The organism is Mesorhizobium sp. C277A (assembly GCF_040324395.1).
In the GTDB taxonomy this organism is placed as follows: Bacteria; Pseudomonadota; Alphaproteobacteria; order Rhizobiales; family Rhizobiaceae; genus Mesorhizobium.
Genome location: NZ_JAMYVW010000002.1, coordinates 809,135 through 824,845, shown reverse-complemented (window position 1 = coordinate 824,845; position 15,711 = coordinate 809,135). Strand labels below are relative to the sequence as shown.

Below are 15,711 nucleotides of genomic sequence, written 5' to 3'. Positions count from 1 at the left end.
GACCGTAAAGGTCGGCTTTTTCTTTGGACATCAGCCGGCAAAGCCGGGCAAGGCGAGGTTGTCGCTGAGCAGGATGGCAAGATCGCGCGCCGGCCGCTCGGCGCCCTGGCCGAGTTTTATCGCGAATTGCGCTGTCGGCACCGGCGGCAGGGCGAATTCGCGCGGTGCTTCGGCAATGCCTGAATGGGCAAAGCGGGCGGTGCGCAAGGTCAGCGCGATGCCGGCATTGACCGCCGTGCGCAAGCCGGCAAGGCTGGCGCTGCCGGCGGCAATGCGGTAGCGGCGGCCGGCAGCATCGAGGGCCGCGAGTGCTGCTTCGCGAAAGCCGCAATAGGGGTCGAGCAGCGCCAGCGGCAATTCCTCTTCCCGCACGGCAAGCCCTTTTTGCGAGCACAGCCACAGCATCGGCTCACTGAACAGCCCGACTTCGTCATTGGCCGGCGTCTTGCGTATGACAACAGCCAGATCGAGCTGCCCGGCCTGCAGCGCCTCGCCAAGCTCGGCCGAACGGCCAACGCGGAGTTCGACCCTGACGCGCGGATGGCTGGTCGCGAAGGCGCGCAGCAGCTCCGGCAGGCCGCTATCGGCGAAATCCTGTGTCGTGCCGATAGCGACGCGACCGGCGGCACGCGCGCCCTTGAGCGCCAACCAGGCCTCGCTGTGCACGGCAAGAATGCGGCGGGCATGACCGACAAGATCCTCGCCGGCCGGCGTCAGCCCGCGCCCGCGCCCCTGCGCCACCAGCAGCGGTTCGCCGACGATCTCCTCCAGACGCTGCATCTGCGCGGTCACCGCCGAGGGCGAGCGGCCGACAGCAGACGCAGCCTGAGCCAGCGAGCCGCCATCGACAAAGGCAAGGAAGGTTTTGAGCAGATCGGGATCGAGAGCTTGCATGCTTCGATAATACAGAACCTTTTGTTCGAAACAATTCGATTTTTTTGATTCAAAGATGATGGCATTGTCTCTCCAACGGCAAACAGACGCCGCTCAAACGAAGGAGAGAAAAATGCCCATCATCAACATCAGCGTCACCGGCAAGCCCGACGCCAAGCTGTCCGCCACAATCGCCAAGGAAATCACCGAGCTGACGGCAACCCATCTGCGCAAGGACCCGACGATTACCGCCGTCGCCGTCACCTATGTCGACCCGCAGCATTGGTTCGCCGGCGGCAAATCGCTGGCGGAGCATGGCGCCAACACCTTCTGGCTCGACATCAAGGTGGTCGACGGCACCAACACCAAGCTGGAACTGGAGGCTTATCTGAAGGCGATCTTTGAGGCCTTTGGTAAGTTGCTGGGTGGTGTGCACGAGGAAAGCTATGCCTTCGTGCATGAAGTCCCGGCCGCTGCTTACGGTTATGGCGGCAAGTCGCAGGAGTTCCGGTTCATCAGTGGGCGGCTGAAGGCCACGGCCTGATTGCTACCCAGCGGGAGGATGAAGCCTTGTATCAAGCACGAAATCCTCCCGGAGATGCAAGCTATAAAGGCCTGCCGCCCGGTTGGGATCGAACACCAGGTTCCAGCTGTGCTGGGATACCGCGCTGGGGATCAGAAAGAACGGATGCTTTGCCAGCAGACCATCGCCGAACTGCTGCTGTCCCGCGCCCGGGATGCCGGGACGCAGCCAGTTCGCGTTCGGAATATCGTCGGTTTGGACCACATAAATCTCTGATGGATCGACGATGTCGAATGCCGTCAGCACGTGAGGGACAGTATCCAGCGTGCGAAACCCCTTGTGGACCGCCACCTCCAAGATGGCGGTCGATGGGTCGATGGACGCATATACGGCTCTGATCCCTTTGCTGTTCCACCTTCCCCCAAGCTTGAAGGCTCCTTCGCCACTGTCCCAGCTCGCCTTGAAGCGTCTGTGATCAAGCCTCCAGCCCAACAACTGCCCTGTTCCGAGGGAGCCCGGCAAAGGCGTCACGCGTAGACACCATAGTCGAGCCGCTCAAGAAACTCCTGCACAAGCGCAGTGCCCGCCGCCGTGGCCAGCAGATCGATCGGCCGGCGATTGTCCAAACCCATGGCAGACTCGATCATCCATTTTTCCGCGTCTTCCTGAGTCCCGAGCACGGACGTGGCCTTTGTCAGGAGCTTGGCGAAGTTCCAGGTTCTGGAACCTTGCTCCCGACTGAGGGTCTTGGAGTGATCCGATTTGTGCCGCTGGAATGTCCGCTCGCTCATGCCGAATGCGGTCTCAAACGCATCGGCGGGATCAATGACCATCAGATGCCTGACGAGGCTTTCGAGCGCCTGGCCCGGAATTCCATGCAGGATCATTTCATGTGCCTCAAGAGGACTGGCTACCGAGAATCCAAGAACCTTCCGTCCACCAAACAGGTCGACCATTCGTTCGAACTCCGGCTCCATATGTGGTGCCTCGGCAAAACCCAGCGGGGAACTGGCCATATTACCTCTCCGTCACGTGTCGCTTTTATTTACGACACGTGTCGCAACATTTCAAGGCCTGCGTTTGGGTCATTGCCTGGTGAGGTCAGGTGGAACACCGCTCCCTCGCACCCGCGCATTGACCTTGCTCCCCATTGCGCTACCCTCTGCTCTCGAAGCGGACGAAGAGCCGCATACCGGACCGTTGGGAGAGACGCGGCATGATCCTGACACTGGCGCTGCTTGCAGGCCTCGTGCTGGCCTGGCTGCTGATTGGCGCTATCGAGACGTTTCGTCTCGACCTGCGCTTTACCCAGGCGCTACTCTATGTGCCGTTCAAGCTCGCCTACCGGATCGATGACCGGCGCATCCGCATTGCCCGCAACGCGCCGACGCCGGTGATCTATGTGGTCTCGCACCAGTCACGCTTCGAGCCGGCGCTGATGCTGTCGCTGCTGCCCGACGACACGCTGCACATTCTCGACGAGGCCTCGGCGCGCTCGCCCTGGATGGAGCCTTGGCGCGAGCTTGGCCGCACCATCGCCTTCAACGCCGAGCATCTCTTCGTCAGCCGGCGGCTGGTCAGGGTGCTGAAGGGTAAAGGCCGGCTTGCCGTCTACCTGCCCGATGACGTCGAGCCCGATGTGAAGACGTTTCGCCTGTTCCGCGCCGTCACCCGCATCGCCATGCAGGCCGACGCCCGCATCGTGCCGATCTTCGTCACCGGCTCGCGCGACCTGCCGGTTTCCTTGACGCCAAAGAACCGGGCGCCGCGCCACTGGTTCCCAAAACTCTCGATCAGCGTGCTGGAGCCAATGACGATTGCCGAACTGGTGGCGCGCAACCCCGACCAGGCTTCCAACACCAATGCGTTGTTCGACCGCATCGCCGAGGCGCGGCTTTATGGCAGCAACCTCGATCGCGGCCTGTTCCTGGCCATGCGCGATGCCGCGGATCGCACCGGCGCCTCGCATCCGATCATCGAGGATGTGATCAGCGGCTCGCTCAGCTATCGAAAAATGTTCATCGGCGCGCGCGTGCTCGGCCGCCGTTTCGAGGCGGTGGCGGCGCCCGGCGAAGCGGTCGGGGTTTTGCTGCCCAACGCCAATGGCGTGGTGCTGTCCTTCGTCGGCCTGCTCTCGGCCGGCCGGGTAGCGGCGATGATCAACTACACGGCAGGGCCGGCCAGCGTAACCGCCGCGGTGCGCGCGGCAGTCATCCGAACGGTGGTTTCCTCGCGCGCGTTCGTCGAGAAGGCGGCGCTTGCCGACATCATCGCCTCCATCGAGGCCGGCGGCGCCAAGATGCTGTGGCTGGAGGATGTGCGCGCAAGCGTCACGACGCTGGAAAAGCTCGCAGCAGCGGTGCTGTGGCGGTTCCCGCTGCAGCGGCAGGATGCGGCCAAGCCCGCCGCAATCCTGTTCACCTCAGGCTCGGAAGGCACGCCCAAGGCCGTGGTGCTGTCGCACCGCAATCTCCAGGCCAACGCCATGCAGGCCGAGGCGCGCATTACCATTTCGCCGTCCGACATCCTGCTCAACGTGCTGCCGGTTTTTCACTCTTTCGGCCTGACCGGCGGTACCATCCTGCCGCTGGTGACCGGGGTGAAACTGTTCCTCTACCCGTCACCGCTGCACTACAAGATCATCCCGGAGATCGCCCGCAAGGTGAAGCCGACCATCATGTTCGGCACCGACACTTTCCTTGCCAACTATGCCCGCACCGCCAAGGATGGCGATTTCTCCAGCCTGCGCTTCGTCGTCGCCGGCGCGGAAGCGGTGAAGCCGGAGACGCGGCGCGTTTATCGCGAGCGCTTCGATGCCTCGATCATCGAGGGGTTCGGGCTGACGGAGGCCGCTCCCGTCGTCGCCGTCAACACCGCCATCCATGGTCGCGACGGCACGGTCGGACGGCTGTTGCCGGCGATGCGCATGAAGCTCGAACCGGTCGAGGGTATCGAGGGTGCCGGCCGCCTGTGGCTCGACGGGCCGAATTTGATGATGGGCTACATGACCGCTGACCGGCCCGGCGAATTGCAGCCGCTGGACGGCTGGCACGACACCGGCGACATCGTCTCGGTCGACCGGGAAGGCTTCATCACCATTCGCGGCCGGGCAAAACGCTTCGCCAAGATCGCTGGCGAGATGGTGTCGTTGGGCGCCGTCGAGATGCTGGTGCAGTCGCTGTGGCCGGAAGAGCGCCACGCCGCGGTGGCGGTGCCGGACAAGAGGCGCGGCGAGCGCATCGTGCTGGTCACCACCGCCGACGACGCCGATCCGGAAGAACTGCGCGCCTTCGGCAAGAAGGCAGGTGCGGCCGAACTGATGGTGCCCAACGACATCGTCAAGGTCGGGGAGATCCCGGTGCTGGGTTCCGGCAAGACGGATTATGTCTCGACGCGGAACCTGGCGATCGAGAAGCTGGGGCTGGGCCTGGCGGCTTAGCGTATCTCCCTCCTTGAGGGGGAGATGGCCGGCAGGCCAGAGGGGGTCGCCTCGCGTGAAGCGCCGACGTCCTCTTCGCTCAAACGAGGTCGCGTCCGGGGCGTACCGACCCCCTCTGTCGCCTTCGGCGACATCTCCCCCTCAAGGGGGGAGATAGCAACTACCCAATATCCGACGGCGGCACTTTTTCGCCCTCGCGCTTGGCGCGCTTCGAATACGCCCGCACGCTGAAAGGCAGGAAGATGAGATAGCCTGCGACAGAGGCGGTCAGCGTGTACCAGGGATAGGTCATCAACAGCAGGACGTAGAGAACGACCGCCAGGATGATCGGCAGCACCTTGTCGCCCGGCACTTTCAGGCTTTTGCCGGAATAGACCGGCAGCCGGCTGACCAGCAGGAAAGCGACCAGCACAGTGAAGCCGGTGGCGACGAATGCCGTCAAGCGGTCGGGCTCGAGACCGAGCCGCAGGAACGACAGATAGAGCGGCAGCATAACCAGCACGGCGCCGGCCGGCGCCGGCACGCCGACGAAGTATTCGCTCTGCCAGATCGGCCGGTCATGGTCTTCGTCGAGCACGTTGAAGCGCGCCAGCCGCAGGCCACAGGCGATGGTGAACAGAAGAGCTGCGATCCAGCCGAAGGAGCCGGCGCGGTCGAGCAGGAAGGCGTAGAGCACCAGTGCCGGCGCGACGCCGAAATTGACGATGTCGGCCAGCGAATCCATCTGCGCGCCGAATTTGGATGTCGCCTTCAACATGCGCGCCAGGCGCCCGTCTATGCCGTCCAGGAAGGCGGCGAGCAGCACCATCACCACGGCCGGCTCGAAACGGCCCTCGAAGCCGAAGCGGATGCCGGACAGGCCGGCGCAGATGGCAAGTACGGTGACCAGATTGGGCAGCACCATGCGCATCGGAATCTCGCGGATGCGCGGGCCGCCGCTGCCATGGGCCTCGAACTTTTTGAACGGCGCGCCCACCGCTTACGAAATCCTGACGAGCGGGGTTGCGGAGACGCCGCCGAATTCGGCGAGCACGGTTTCACCTCCGACCGCCGTCTGGCCGACGGCGACGCGCGGCACCGCGGTCGAAGGCAGGAAGACATCGACGCGCGAGCCGAAGCGGATCAAGCCGAAGCGTTCGCCGATGGCGATCGAACCGCCGGTCTCGGCCCAGCAGACGATGCGGCGTGCCACCAGGCCGGCGATCTGCACGGCGACAACGATTCCGTTGGGACTGTCGATGACCAGCCCGTTGCGCTCGTTCTCCGAGCTTGCCTTGTCGAGTTCGGCATTCAGGAACTTGCCCGGCCGATGCTCGATTTTGGTGATGCGGCCGCGCACGGGAGCACGGTTCACATGGCAGGAGAAGACATTCATGAACACCGAGATGCGGGTCATTTCGGTGTTGCCGAGGCCGAGCTCGCGCGGTGGCACGGCCGGGCCGACCGCCGAGATGACGCCGTCGGCGGGACTGACCACCAGCCTGTCATCGACCGGGGTGACACGCTCGGGGTCACGGAAGAAATAGACGCACCAGGCGGTCAGGATCAGGCCGATCCAGAACAGCACCGAGGAGAAATAGCCGAGGAACAGCGTGCCCGCACCAAAGGCGGCAATGAACGGATAGCCCTCGCGATGGATCGGAACGAAGGCATTCTTGATCGAGTCGACGAGGCTCATTGGCTGGAGCTCATGGGCTGGGGGCGGTCCCTGTTTCAGGTCCGGCCTCAATACCGGAAAGGCTCCGCGGCCGCAACGCAACATTGGGCAAGGCCGCATCGGCCGCAGCCGGCAGGAACGGTCACGTGCTTGCCTGCCGGCGGCTTTGCCGCCAGAGTTCATACCGCCGCTGGCTCAGTGCGCGGCGAAAAGGCCGACCGCCCATGATGCCAAACACAGGCAAAGCGTACCTTGTTGCCATACGATTGGCAGCCATGGGTGCCGTTTTGACCGTATTCCTGGCAGCGAGCGACCACGCAGCGGCGCAAGGCAAGCCATCCTTCGATTGCGCCAAGGCCGCCAGCGTGGCGGAAAAGGCCATATGCGCCGATCCGACCCTGGCGCAGGCCGATGCCGACGTCGCGAAGAATTATGCCGCGCTGCTGAAGAGGCTCGATGCTCATGCCGGCAAGGCGCTGCGGGACGACCAAAGCGATTTCATCGCGTATCGCGACCAGATCGCCGGCTTCAACGAAAGTTCGCCCAAGAACCAACAGACTTTCGATCTCGGCGAATTCCTGCGCGACCGCGCAACCTTCCTGTCCGGCATACGCAAGCCCCCCGATGCAGGTTTGATCGGCACATGGAGCAGCGTGCGCGGCAGCGTCGACATCAAGGCTGTTGGCGGAGGCAAGGTCGAAATCTCGGAAGATGTCGTTTCCAATCCAGTCTCGGAAAGTGGGTCATGCGAGATCGACGGCACGGTCGAGGAGCGCAACACTCTGCGGCTGGTCGACCGTGCCGTCGACAACGACAACCCAACCGGTTTTGTCTTTACCTTCCGACGCGACGGCGATGCGCTTGTCGTCGAGCAGAGCGGCGCCGGCAAGGATGGCAGATCGGAGCCCCTGTCATGCGGTGCCAACGGCCATGCCGATGGCACGTTCTTCCTGACTGAGAAAAAGTAGGCTTGCTGTCGCTAACCCGCCGCAGCGGAGCGATCAAAGTGGGCATTGAGCTCGGCCATAGCGGCCTCAGCGAGGCTTTCATCATCCTTGCCGCGCAAGAGCACACCGCCGTTCCGCAACGATTGGAAAAGGAAGACTTGGCCTGATGCCAGCACCACCCAATTCACGATTGCTCCTTCCTCCTTCTGCACCACCGAATTCGCAGAAACGATGGCATCCGTCGGGTCGAAGCCTGCCTTGCGGAGCAGGAGGTCGACGGCGGCGGGAGCATGGTATTGTTCCGCCAACTCGATGACCGCTGTGATCTCGGGCTCTTCAGCAATGCCAAGCTTGGCGCCAACTTTCGGGGCGTTAGCCGCTAGCGGGCTCTCGCCTGGCGGTATGACAAGCAACTCTTCTGGAGCGATGTACTCGTAGACCGTGACGTGTGTCTCCGTCGCACTGCATAGTCGGGTCTTCTTCGCGCTGGTCTGAAGTTGAAAAACCAGCTGTTTCTCTCCTTCTATGTTCAGCATCCTTGCCATGCCGAACGCGATTTTGATCTCGGGCGGCGCGATCTTGGCGCAGGCAAGGCCGGCCCCGACATCGCGCCAGCTCAAGATCATCTGGCCTGCCAAGTTGCCAACGGACTTATGAAGAAGCCTGCCTTCGCGCTTCGGATTGGCCATCACCAGCCGGTGTATGACGTCGTCGTAATCGTCACTATCGACAACTTGCAGATCAGGCCATGACGCGATCCAGCGCGCCAAAAGGTTTTCCATGGGCGCGGCCTCATCCGCAACGTAGAACGCATGATCAAGTGTATCGAGAAAATCATCCCGCCCGCCCTCGAAGCCCGTCTGCCGGGCGGCTTCGTTGGGATGGTCTGCAATCCAGCTGGACATCTTTTCCAAAGTCGCAAGCTGGCCCTTTGCGCCACAAGCAGTGAGTCCAGCTCGTGCGTTGGCAATCATGGCGCCGATTTCCTGCCCGGCATTGTGGATGAATTGACTATGGCCGCCGTTCTTTACCTCCGAAGAGTACGAGTCGGCATGAAGGACCTGCATCGCCTTGGTGTCGATTTCGGGATAACGATAGAGTCCTTTGGAAACCATCGCTGTGACGAATTGCATGACAGCGAAGACGAGAAAAAACGGCTTTTCATCAGGATCCTCGACGTTCGAACGCAGTACGACGACTGGCAACGGCAGGCCGAATTCCAACTGCTTTCCAGAATCTGATGCCGACTTCTCGGGCGTTTTCTTGGATTTGCGGGAAAAGAAACCGAACATCGAAAATACTCTTGGTCGCAAAACTTGCGCGAACGGGTTATTTCCGACGCGACAATATCAGCTGCCCTCAAGGATTAAAGGCACTCTGATCCAGAGGCATCCGCACGATGGTTTGCCAAAATTGTCGGTCATGTCGGGGCGCCACAGATTCACACGTCCTTGGCAGGAAAGCGCTTCGCGACAATGCCGAATTGCGGCGAGGCGACAAACCAAGGGATCCGCAATGCCATCCTCGAAATCAGTCGCCTTGAACGCCAAGGTCATTACAGAAGGCCTCGCTTTCGGGGAGTCGCCGCGCTGGCACGAGGGACGACTTTGGGTCTGTAATTGGGGCACCGGCGAGATCGTCGCGGTGGGTGTGGGCGGCAAGAGCGAGGTGATGCTCACGGTGCCTGCGATACTACCCTATTCGATCGACTGGCTGCCGGACGGGCGGCTGCTGGTCATTTCGGGGCGCGAAGGGCTGTTGCTGCGGCAGGACGCGGACGGGACGCTCGCCACCCATGCCGATTTGAGAGAACTGTCAAAGAGCCCGTGGAACGAGATCGTCGTCGACGGGCGCGGCAACATCTATGTCAATGGCGGCGGGTCGGCGCCTGCACCGGGCGAGCATTTCGGGCCCGGCACCATCGTGCTGATCACGCCGGACGGCTCGGTTCGACAAGTGGCCGAGAACATCGCTTTCGCCAACGGCATGGCGGTGACGCCGGACAACAGGACACTGATCGTGGCGGAGTCGCATGCCAACCGGCTGACCGCCTTCGATATCGCGGAGGATGGCGGGCTTTCCAACCGCCGGGTCTGGGCCGATCTCGATGGCTTTCCCGACGGCATCTGCCTCGATGCCGAAGGGGCTGCCTGGTACGCGGATGTTCCCAACAAGCGCTGCGTGCGGGTGCGCGAAGGTGGCGAGGTGTTGCAGACAGTCGATGCCGATCGCGGCTGCTTTGCCTGCATGCTGGGCGGGCCGGATGGCACGACACTGTTCATCGTCGCCGCCGAATGGCGTGGTTTCGAGAACATGATCAGCGATGCCCGCACTGGCCAGGTGCTGAGCGTCGAAGCGCCCGCACATGGCGTCGGCTGGCCGTCTTACATCTCGGGTAGACGCTGATAGTTGGCGATATCGGCCTTCACACCCAGCCGGGCAATGGTCTCCTGCGGGTTGAAGCCCGCCCGCTCATGGGCTGCCTTGACGATCGGCACGACATTGTCGACGGCCGCCTGGTTTTCCCATTCGACAATGGTGACCAGGTTGAACTCGCCCGGGCCCGAAAATTGCTCGAGCACGAAATCCTGGACGAAGCCTTGCTGCAGACGCAGCAATTCATGAGTCGCCCTGACCTTGCGAAGGATTTCTTCACGGGCCTCGGCAGGAACGACGAATTTGTCGACCCTGAACACGGCTGCCTCGGCAAGTTTATCCATTTGAATCTGTCTCCGTTCTTGAACGACTTGGGTTCGGTGGCTCAGGAACGGGTTTGCGATCTCAACTTAGGTTGAGGTCAAGGGGAAACTTTCGGTGGTGATGATGGCGACGACGCTGCATATCTCCCCCCTTGAGGGGGAGATGGCCGGCAGGCCAGAGGGGGTCGGTTCGACTGGATGCGCCCCCCTTGCGACCGATGAAGGTTAGCGCTCCACGCGCTGCGACCCCCTCTGTCGCCTTCGGCGACATCTCCCCCTCAAGGGGGGAGATAGCGCTCCGCCCCTAGTTCACCTCCGACGTCCTTCTGCGGACGACCACCCCCAGCTCATCGCTCTCGCGTGCAATGCGCAGACGCTCTTCGGCTTCCGTCGCCTCGCGCTGGCGATCCCACATCGAGGCGTAGAGGCCATGTTGGCGCATCAGCTCGGCATGGGTGCCGCGTTCGGCGATCTCGCCGTCCTTGAGTACGATGATCTCGTCGGCGGTGATCACCGTCGACAGGCGGTGGGCAATGACGATGGTGGTGCGGCCCTTGCTGACCAGGTCGAGGGCGGCCTGGATCTCCTGCTCGGTGTGGCTATCCAGCGCCGAGGTCGCCTCGTCGAGCATCAGGATCGGCGGCGCCTTCAAAATCGTGCGGGCAATCGCCACGCGCTGCTTTTCGCCGCCCGACAGTTTTAGCCCGCGCTCGCCGACCATCGAGCGGTAGCCTTCGGGCAGTCGTTCGATGAACGGGCCGATCTGGGCAAGCTCGGCGGCTTTCTGCATGTCTTCCTCGCTGGCGCCGATGCGGCCGTAACGGACGTTGTAGGCGATGGTGTCGTTGAACAGCACGGTGTCCTGCGGCACCATGCCGATGGCGCCGCGCAGACTCGCCTGCGTCACATCACGGACATCCTGGCCGTCGATCAGCACCTGACCGCCCTGGACGTCGTAGAAGCGGAACAAGAGCCGCGAAATCGTCGACTTGCCGGCGCCGGACGGACCGACAATGGCCACCGTCTTGCCGGCCGGAACCTCGAAGGAGACGCCCTTCAGAATCTTGCGGCTGGGGTCGTAGGCGAAGTGCACGTCGCGGAACTCGACCTTGCCGGCTGTAACAGCCAGTGGCTTGGCATCGGGCTTGTCGGTGATTTCCTGCGGCACATCGAGCAGGTCGAACATTTGCTCGATGTCGGTCAGCCCCTGGCGGATTTCGCGGTAGATGAAGCCGATGAAATTGAGCGGCACCGAAAGCTGCATCAGCATGGCGTTGATGAAGACGAAATCGCCGACCGTCTGCGTGCCGGCCTGCACCTCCAGCGCCGACATGCACATGACGATGACGGTGCCGAGACCGAAGATGATGCCCTGGCCGAAATTCAGCCAACCGAGCGAGGTCCATATTCTGGTCGCCGCCATCTCATAGCGTGCCATTGAGCGGTCGAAGCGCTCAGCCTCCATACCCTCGTTGTTGAAGTATTTGACCGTCTCGTAGTTGAGCAGGGAGTCGATCGCCTTGGTGTTGGCGTCGGTGTCGCTGTCGTTCATGTCGCGGCGGATCGAGATCCGCCAGTCGCTGGCGCGAACCGTGAACCAGACGTAGAGCCACACCGTGGCTGCCACCACGACCACATATTTCCAGCCATAAGTGTAGGCGAAGATACCGGTGGTCAGCGCGAATTCGAGGATGGTCGGCGCCGTGTTCAGCATGATGAAGCGCACGATCGTCTCGATGCCCTTGGTGCCGCGCTCGATGATGCGCGACAGGCCGCCGGTGCGGCGCTCGAGGTGGAAGCGCAGCGACAGCTGGTGCATGTGAACGAAGGTGCGGAACGCGAGCTGGCGCACCGCATATTGGCCAACGCGGGCAAACAGCGCGTCGCGCAGCTGGTTGAAGCCAAGCTGCACCAGCCGCACGACATTGTAGGCGACGACCAGCATCACCGGCGCCAGCAGGAAAGATGGCAGCGGCGGCGGCGATTTGGCGTCGCCGGCTAGGGCATCCGTCGCCCATTTGAAGAAATAGGGCCCGGCAACCAGCGTCAGCTTGGCAACGACCAGAAGCAGCGTCGCCCAGGTGACGCGTGCCCTGAGATCGGGGCGGTCGGCCGGCCACATATAGGGCCACAGATTGCGCAAGGTGCCGAAGGTCGAGCTATCGGAAACGGTTTTTTCTGCCACTTGTCTTGCCTTCGGGGTGAGAGGTCAGCGGCCGGAGCAGCAGGAATTGACGAGTGCGGTCAGCGATGCGGAAACGTCGGCGAGCGCGGCGCGGTCGAGTTGATAGCGCGAGCGCTGGCGGTCGGGCTCGAAGCGGACCAAGCCTGCTTCGACCAGGATTTTCAGATGCTGGGAGACCGTCGACTGCGCGAGGTCGAGATGGTCGACAACCTCACGGCAGCAGCAGGAGCGGCTGGCCGACAGATGTCTAAGGATCTCGATGCGCGCCGGGTGCGAGAGTGCGGCGAAGCTCGCGGCAACGGCGCGGCTTTGGGGCGGTGCGCAGTTTGCGTGGTCTGGTTCAGCGAGCGAGTCTGCCATCGTTCATCGGCGATAGACGATGAACGGGTGCGTGGCAAGCTATCCCGATGGGTAGAGCGACCTAATCTCCCCCCTCGAGGGGAGATGTCGCCGAAGGCGACAGAGGGGGTCGGTACGTCCTGACGCAACGTCGTTTGCAGCAAAGAGAAGGTCGGCGTTCTATGCGCGGCGACCCCCTCTGGCCTGCCGGCCATCTCCCCCTCAAGGGGGGAGATCAAGCGCTCGGCCGCTACTGCGTCTTCACCGGCGCCGTTGTCACCTGCTCGCCCATCGCCTTGAGGTCGGCGGCTTCGCCTTCCTTGGACTTTTCCGGAACCTTGAACACCTGCCCCGGCCAGATGCGGTCGGGATCGCTGATCTGGTCCTGGTTGGCGAGATAGATGGTCGAGAAGCGCACGCCGTGACCGTAGACGCGCCGTGAGATCCGCCACAGCGTGTCGTGCCTGCGGATGATCACCGCGCCGTCGGCATGTTCAAGCTTTGGCGCCACCGTCTCTGGCACATCGGGCGTTGCCGCCGCGACGACGGCTGGAACCTCAGCGGCAGGCGCTGCCGGTGCCGCAGGTGCCCCGGCAACCGCCGGGTCAGCCGGAGCCGGCGCTTCAGCCGCCGGTGCGGCTGGTGCGGATGCGGCAGCAGCTGGTGCGGGCTTCGCAGGGGCAGCCGCGATAGTGGCTGGCGCCGCAGGCTTCGGAGCGGCCGGTGCTTCGGCAGCAGCCGGTGCGGCCGGCTCAGCAGGCTTTGCTTCGGCGGGCTTGGTCTCGGTGGGCTTGGCCTCCGCGGGCGCCACGGCGGCGATCGCTTCGCCGGGTTCGCGCTCGAACGGCACGGCGGCGCGGGCCACGACCTTCACGCCGTCGGCGTCGAGACCGTCGACATGGATGGTGTAGCTGCCGACCGGGATGTCGCGCGTCGCCTCGACCAGGAAATGACCGTCGGGCGAGGTCACCGCATCACCAAGCAGGATATCGTTGGCATAGGCGCGCACCTTGCGGCCGGCGTCAGCCAGACCGGCGACGAAGATCTTGTTGCCGTCGATCTCGACCGCTTCGACGACGATCTTGGGTGCAGCCACGCCTGCCGCCGGCGGCGCTGCAGGTACTGCTGGCGCTGCAGGGGCAGTTGCGGCTTCCACAGCCGGAGCAGCAGGTGCTGTTTCAGCGGGAGCGGCAGGCGCTGCCGCGACCACGGCAGGCGCAGCCGTAGCAGGCGCCTCAGCGGCTGGGGCAGCGGCCTGATCGCCGGCGGCCGGTGCCGCGGGCTTGGTCTCAGGCGCCGGGACGCTAAGCAGCTCGGCCGGCTTGCCGGGTTCCTCGACCATCGCCAGCACCTGGCCGGCGGCGTCCTTGGGAACCGAAACGACGGCGGTCTGCACGGAAGGGGTAACCACATCGTCGGCCGTCGCGCGCAACGCAATCGTATAGTCGCCGGGCTTCAGCGGATCGTCGAGAACGATGACGAAGGCGCCGTCCGGACCGGCGACAGTCGAGCCAAGCACCGAGGAGCCGTTGAGGATCTCGATCTTCGAATTGGGCGCAGCATTGCCGGCAACGACGATCGAGCCGTTGCTTTCGACGCGCACGACGTCGAAGCTCGGCGCAACCGGGCCGGCCGCGGCCGGCGCTGGGGTTGTTGGGGCAGCAGCGGGCGCGGCAGGTGCCGCCGGAGCCGCAGCTTCGGTCGCGGGAGCCGTTGCGTCGGCAGGCGCGGGTGCTGCGGGAGCCTTGGCATCGGTGGGCGCGGCGGGCGCCGGCGGCAGCCTTCCCTCGGTCCCCGGATCGGCCGGCTTTTCAGCCGGCGGCGTCAGCGATGCAATCGCCGCAGGCGGCGTGGGATTCAGATACGGGTCGAGTGCGCCCGATACATAGGCGGTTCCGACGACCGCGACGGTCCCACCGGCCGCGAACAGAAACGCCTTCAATGGATTAACAGCCATATTTCCCCTACCCCTTAGCCACCTGAAGCCGGTCTAGCGTGTTTTGCCGGCACCGACAAGAAAAAGCCCGGGCTTGTCAGCCCTTGGGGCTTGACCCCGCATTCAGACCCAATCACCAATCACGAATGAACACGATTCGATCCGTCTGCGTCTATTGCGGCTCGTCTCCGGGCCGCGATGAAATCTATGCCAAGGCCGGGCACCTGCTTGGCCGCTCGCTCGCCAAAGCCGGCCTGCGGCTGGTCTATGGCGGCGGCACCAAAGGCATTATGGGCGCAGTCGCCGAAGGCGCGCTCAAGGCCGGCGGCAAGGTAACGGGCATCATTCCGCGCTTCCTCATCAACAAGGAGGCGACCGAAACCGCGCTTGACCGGCTCGACGAGTTGCTGATCACCGACAACATGCACGAGCGCAAGCACAAGATGTTCGAGAAATCCGACGCCTTTGTGGCGCTGCCCGGCGGCATCGGCACGGTCGAGGAAATCGTCGAGATCATGACCTGGGGCCAGCTCGGCCATCACCGCAAGCCGATCGTCTTCGCCAACGTTCAAGGATTCTGGGATCCGATGCTGGCGCTGCTCGACCATATGGCCAGCGAAGGCTTCATCCACACCGCGCAACGGGTCAAGCCGCTGGTGGTCGAAGACCCCGAGGCCATCGTCGCCGCCATCATGGTGGCGGGGTCGTCGGTCGATGCGCCGACGGAAGGCGTGCAGTCTGTAATTGACAAGATGTGAGGACGAAGCCGGCCTTGGCGCAGGCGGCCAGGAATTGAGCCCGGTTGGTGTCGTCGGCCTGGCGCACCAACTGCGCCGCGTCGTGCTGGCGCTCAAGGCTGCCGGCTACGAAACACTGGGCAACACCTGGATCGGCGACAGCAACAAGGCCAGCCTGGCCCAGAAGCAGAAGTCCAATGCGAAGCCACTGATCGACTGCATCTGCTTGGCAAGGATCTGTAGCGTTGGGGCAGCTGACTTCGATCTGTCCAGCTTTTCTTGAGCTCCGTCTTGTGCGCAATGTAAGCACGTTGGCGACGATTTCCATTTGCAGCCCGCTTCGCAGTTGGTTATCGGAGAACATTGGGCGGGAACG

16 protein-coding genes are annotated in these 15,711 nt (G+C 63.4%); 6 read left to right on the top strand and 10 right to left on the bottom strand.

Annotation, left to right across the window (positions count from 1 at the left end; translation table 11 throughout):
- Positions 1–30: 30 nt before the first annotated feature.
- Complete coding sequence (locus tag NKK52_RS04010) at positions 31–894, bottom strand: LysR substrate-binding domain-containing protein (protein WP_023685675.1); 864 nt, start codon at positions 892–894, stop codon at positions 31–33.
- 112 nt (positions 895–1,006) lie between these two features.
- Here NKK52_RS04010 and NKK52_RS04005 point away from each other — a divergent pair, with 112 nt between their 5' ends.
- On the top strand, positions 1,007–1,417 hold the full coding sequence (locus tag NKK52_RS04005) for a tautomerase family protein (RefSeq protein ID WP_023672705.1): 411 nt from the start codon (positions 1,007–1,009) through the stop codon (positions 1,415–1,417).
- Between the two features lie 3 nt (positions 1,418–1,420).
- Here NKK52_RS04005 and NKK52_RS04000 read toward each other — a convergent pair whose 3' ends face one another.
- Both NKK52_RS04000 and NKK52_RS03995 read right to left on the bottom strand, forming a co-directional pair.
- The gene (locus tag NKK52_RS04000; RefSeq protein WP_023685674.1) at positions 1,421–1,927 is read right to left on the bottom strand and encodes an RES family NAD+ phosphorylase; all 507 of its coding nucleotides are present in this window, start codon (positions 1,925–1,927) and stop codon (positions 1,421–1,423) included.
- Positions 1,924–2,412 (bottom strand): Xre family toxin-antitoxin system antitoxin, encoded by a 489-nt coding sequence (locus NKK52_RS03995; RefSeq protein WP_023727360.1) that lies wholly within the window; start codon positions 2,410–2,412, stop codon positions 1,924–1,926. Before NKK52_RS03995 ends, NKK52_RS04000 begins: the two co-directional genes overlap by 4 nt.
- Positions 2,413–2,612: 200 nt before the next feature.
- Here NKK52_RS03995 and NKK52_RS03990 point away from each other — a divergent pair, with 200 nt between their 5' ends.
- A complete protein-coding gene (locus NKK52_RS03990; RefSeq protein WP_023685672.1) occupies positions 2,613–4,835 on the top strand; it encodes an AMP-binding protein in 2,223 nt (740 codons plus the stop codon).
- A 160-nt stretch (positions 4,836–4,995) separates the two neighbouring features.
- On the opposite strand, the gene pssA is transcribed toward NKK52_RS03990, so the two are convergent.
- Positions 4,996–5,811 (bottom strand): CDP-diacylglycerol--serine O-phosphatidyltransferase, encoded by an 816-nt coding sequence (pssA, locus tag NKK52_RS03985; RefSeq protein ID WP_023672701.1) that lies wholly within the window; start codon positions 5,809–5,811, stop codon positions 4,996–4,998.
- 3 nt (positions 5,812–5,814) lie between these two features.
- Positions 5,815–6,597 carry a phosphatidylserine decarboxylase gene (locus NKK52_RS03980; protein WP_280940324.1) on the bottom strand — a complete coding sequence of 261 codons (783 nt, stop codon included), beginning with the start codon at positions 6,595–6,597 and terminating at the stop codon, positions 5,815–5,817.
- A gap of 170 nt (positions 6,598–6,767) precedes the next feature.
- On the opposite strand from NKK52_RS03980, the gene NKK52_RS03975 reads away from it, so the two are divergent.
- The gene (locus NKK52_RS03975) at positions 6,768–7,460 is read left to right on the top strand and encodes a lysozyme inhibitor LprI family protein (RefSeq protein ID WP_023685670.1); all 693 of its coding nucleotides are present in this window, start codon (positions 6,768–6,770) and stop codon (positions 7,458–7,460) included.
- Positions 7,461–7,471: 11 nt separating this feature from the next.
- Here NKK52_RS03975 and NKK52_RS03970 read toward each other — a convergent pair whose 3' ends face one another.
- The gene (locus NKK52_RS03970; protein ID WP_023685669.1) at positions 7,472–8,731 is read right to left on the bottom strand and encodes a DMP19 family protein; all 1,260 of its coding nucleotides are present in this window, start codon (positions 8,729–8,731) and stop codon (positions 7,472–7,474) included.
- Between the two features lie 223 nt (positions 8,732–8,954).
- Between NKK52_RS03970 and NKK52_RS03965 the strand changes: the two genes are divergently transcribed.
- A complete protein-coding gene (locus tag NKK52_RS03965; protein ID WP_023685668.1) occupies positions 8,955–9,845 on the top strand; it encodes an SMP-30/gluconolactonase/LRE family protein in 891 nt (296 codons plus the stop codon).
- Here the strand turns inward: NKK52_RS03965 and NKK52_RS03960 are convergent.
- The 4 genes from NKK52_RS03960 to NKK52_RS03945 form a co-directional block, all read right to left on the bottom strand.
- Entirely contained in the window at positions 9,824–10,159 is a 336-nt protein-coding gene (locus NKK52_RS03960; RefSeq protein WP_023685667.1) for an antibiotic biosynthesis monooxygenase, read from the bottom strand. The two genes, NKK52_RS03965 and NKK52_RS03960, sit on opposite strands and share 22 nt — an antisense overlap.
- A gap of 283 nt (positions 10,160–10,442) precedes the next feature.
- Positions 10,443–12,323: an ABCB family ABC transporter ATP-binding protein/permease gene (locus NKK52_RS03955; protein WP_023685666.1), complete on the bottom strand. Its 1,881-nt coding sequence runs from the start codon at positions 12,321–12,323 to the stop codon at positions 10,443–10,445.
- A gap of 24 nt (positions 12,324–12,347) precedes the next feature.
- Entirely contained in the window at positions 12,348–12,683 is a 336-nt protein-coding gene (locus NKK52_RS03950) for an ArsR/SmtB family transcription factor (protein WP_023685665.1), read from the bottom strand.
- A gap of 229 nt (positions 12,684–12,912) precedes the next feature.
- Entirely contained in the window at positions 12,913–14,619 is a 1,707-nt protein-coding gene (locus NKK52_RS03945) for a LysM peptidoglycan-binding domain-containing protein (protein ID WP_352560204.1), read from the bottom strand.
- A 125-nt stretch (positions 14,620–14,744) separates the two neighbouring features.
- On the opposite strand from NKK52_RS03945, the gene NKK52_RS03940 reads away from it, so the two are divergent.
- Both NKK52_RS03940 and NKK52_RS03935 read left to right on the top strand, forming a co-directional pair.
- Entirely contained in the window at positions 14,745–15,356 is a 612-nt protein-coding gene (locus tag NKK52_RS03940) for an LOG family protein (protein WP_023673582.1), read from the top strand.
- Complete coding sequence (locus NKK52_RS03935) at positions 15,343–15,618, top strand: hypothetical protein (protein WP_023727585.1); 276 nt, start codon at positions 15,343–15,345, stop codon at positions 15,616–15,618. The genes NKK52_RS03940 and NKK52_RS03935 overlap by 14 nt, the downstream gene beginning before the upstream one ends.
- Positions 15,619–15,711 lie beyond the last annotated feature (93 nt).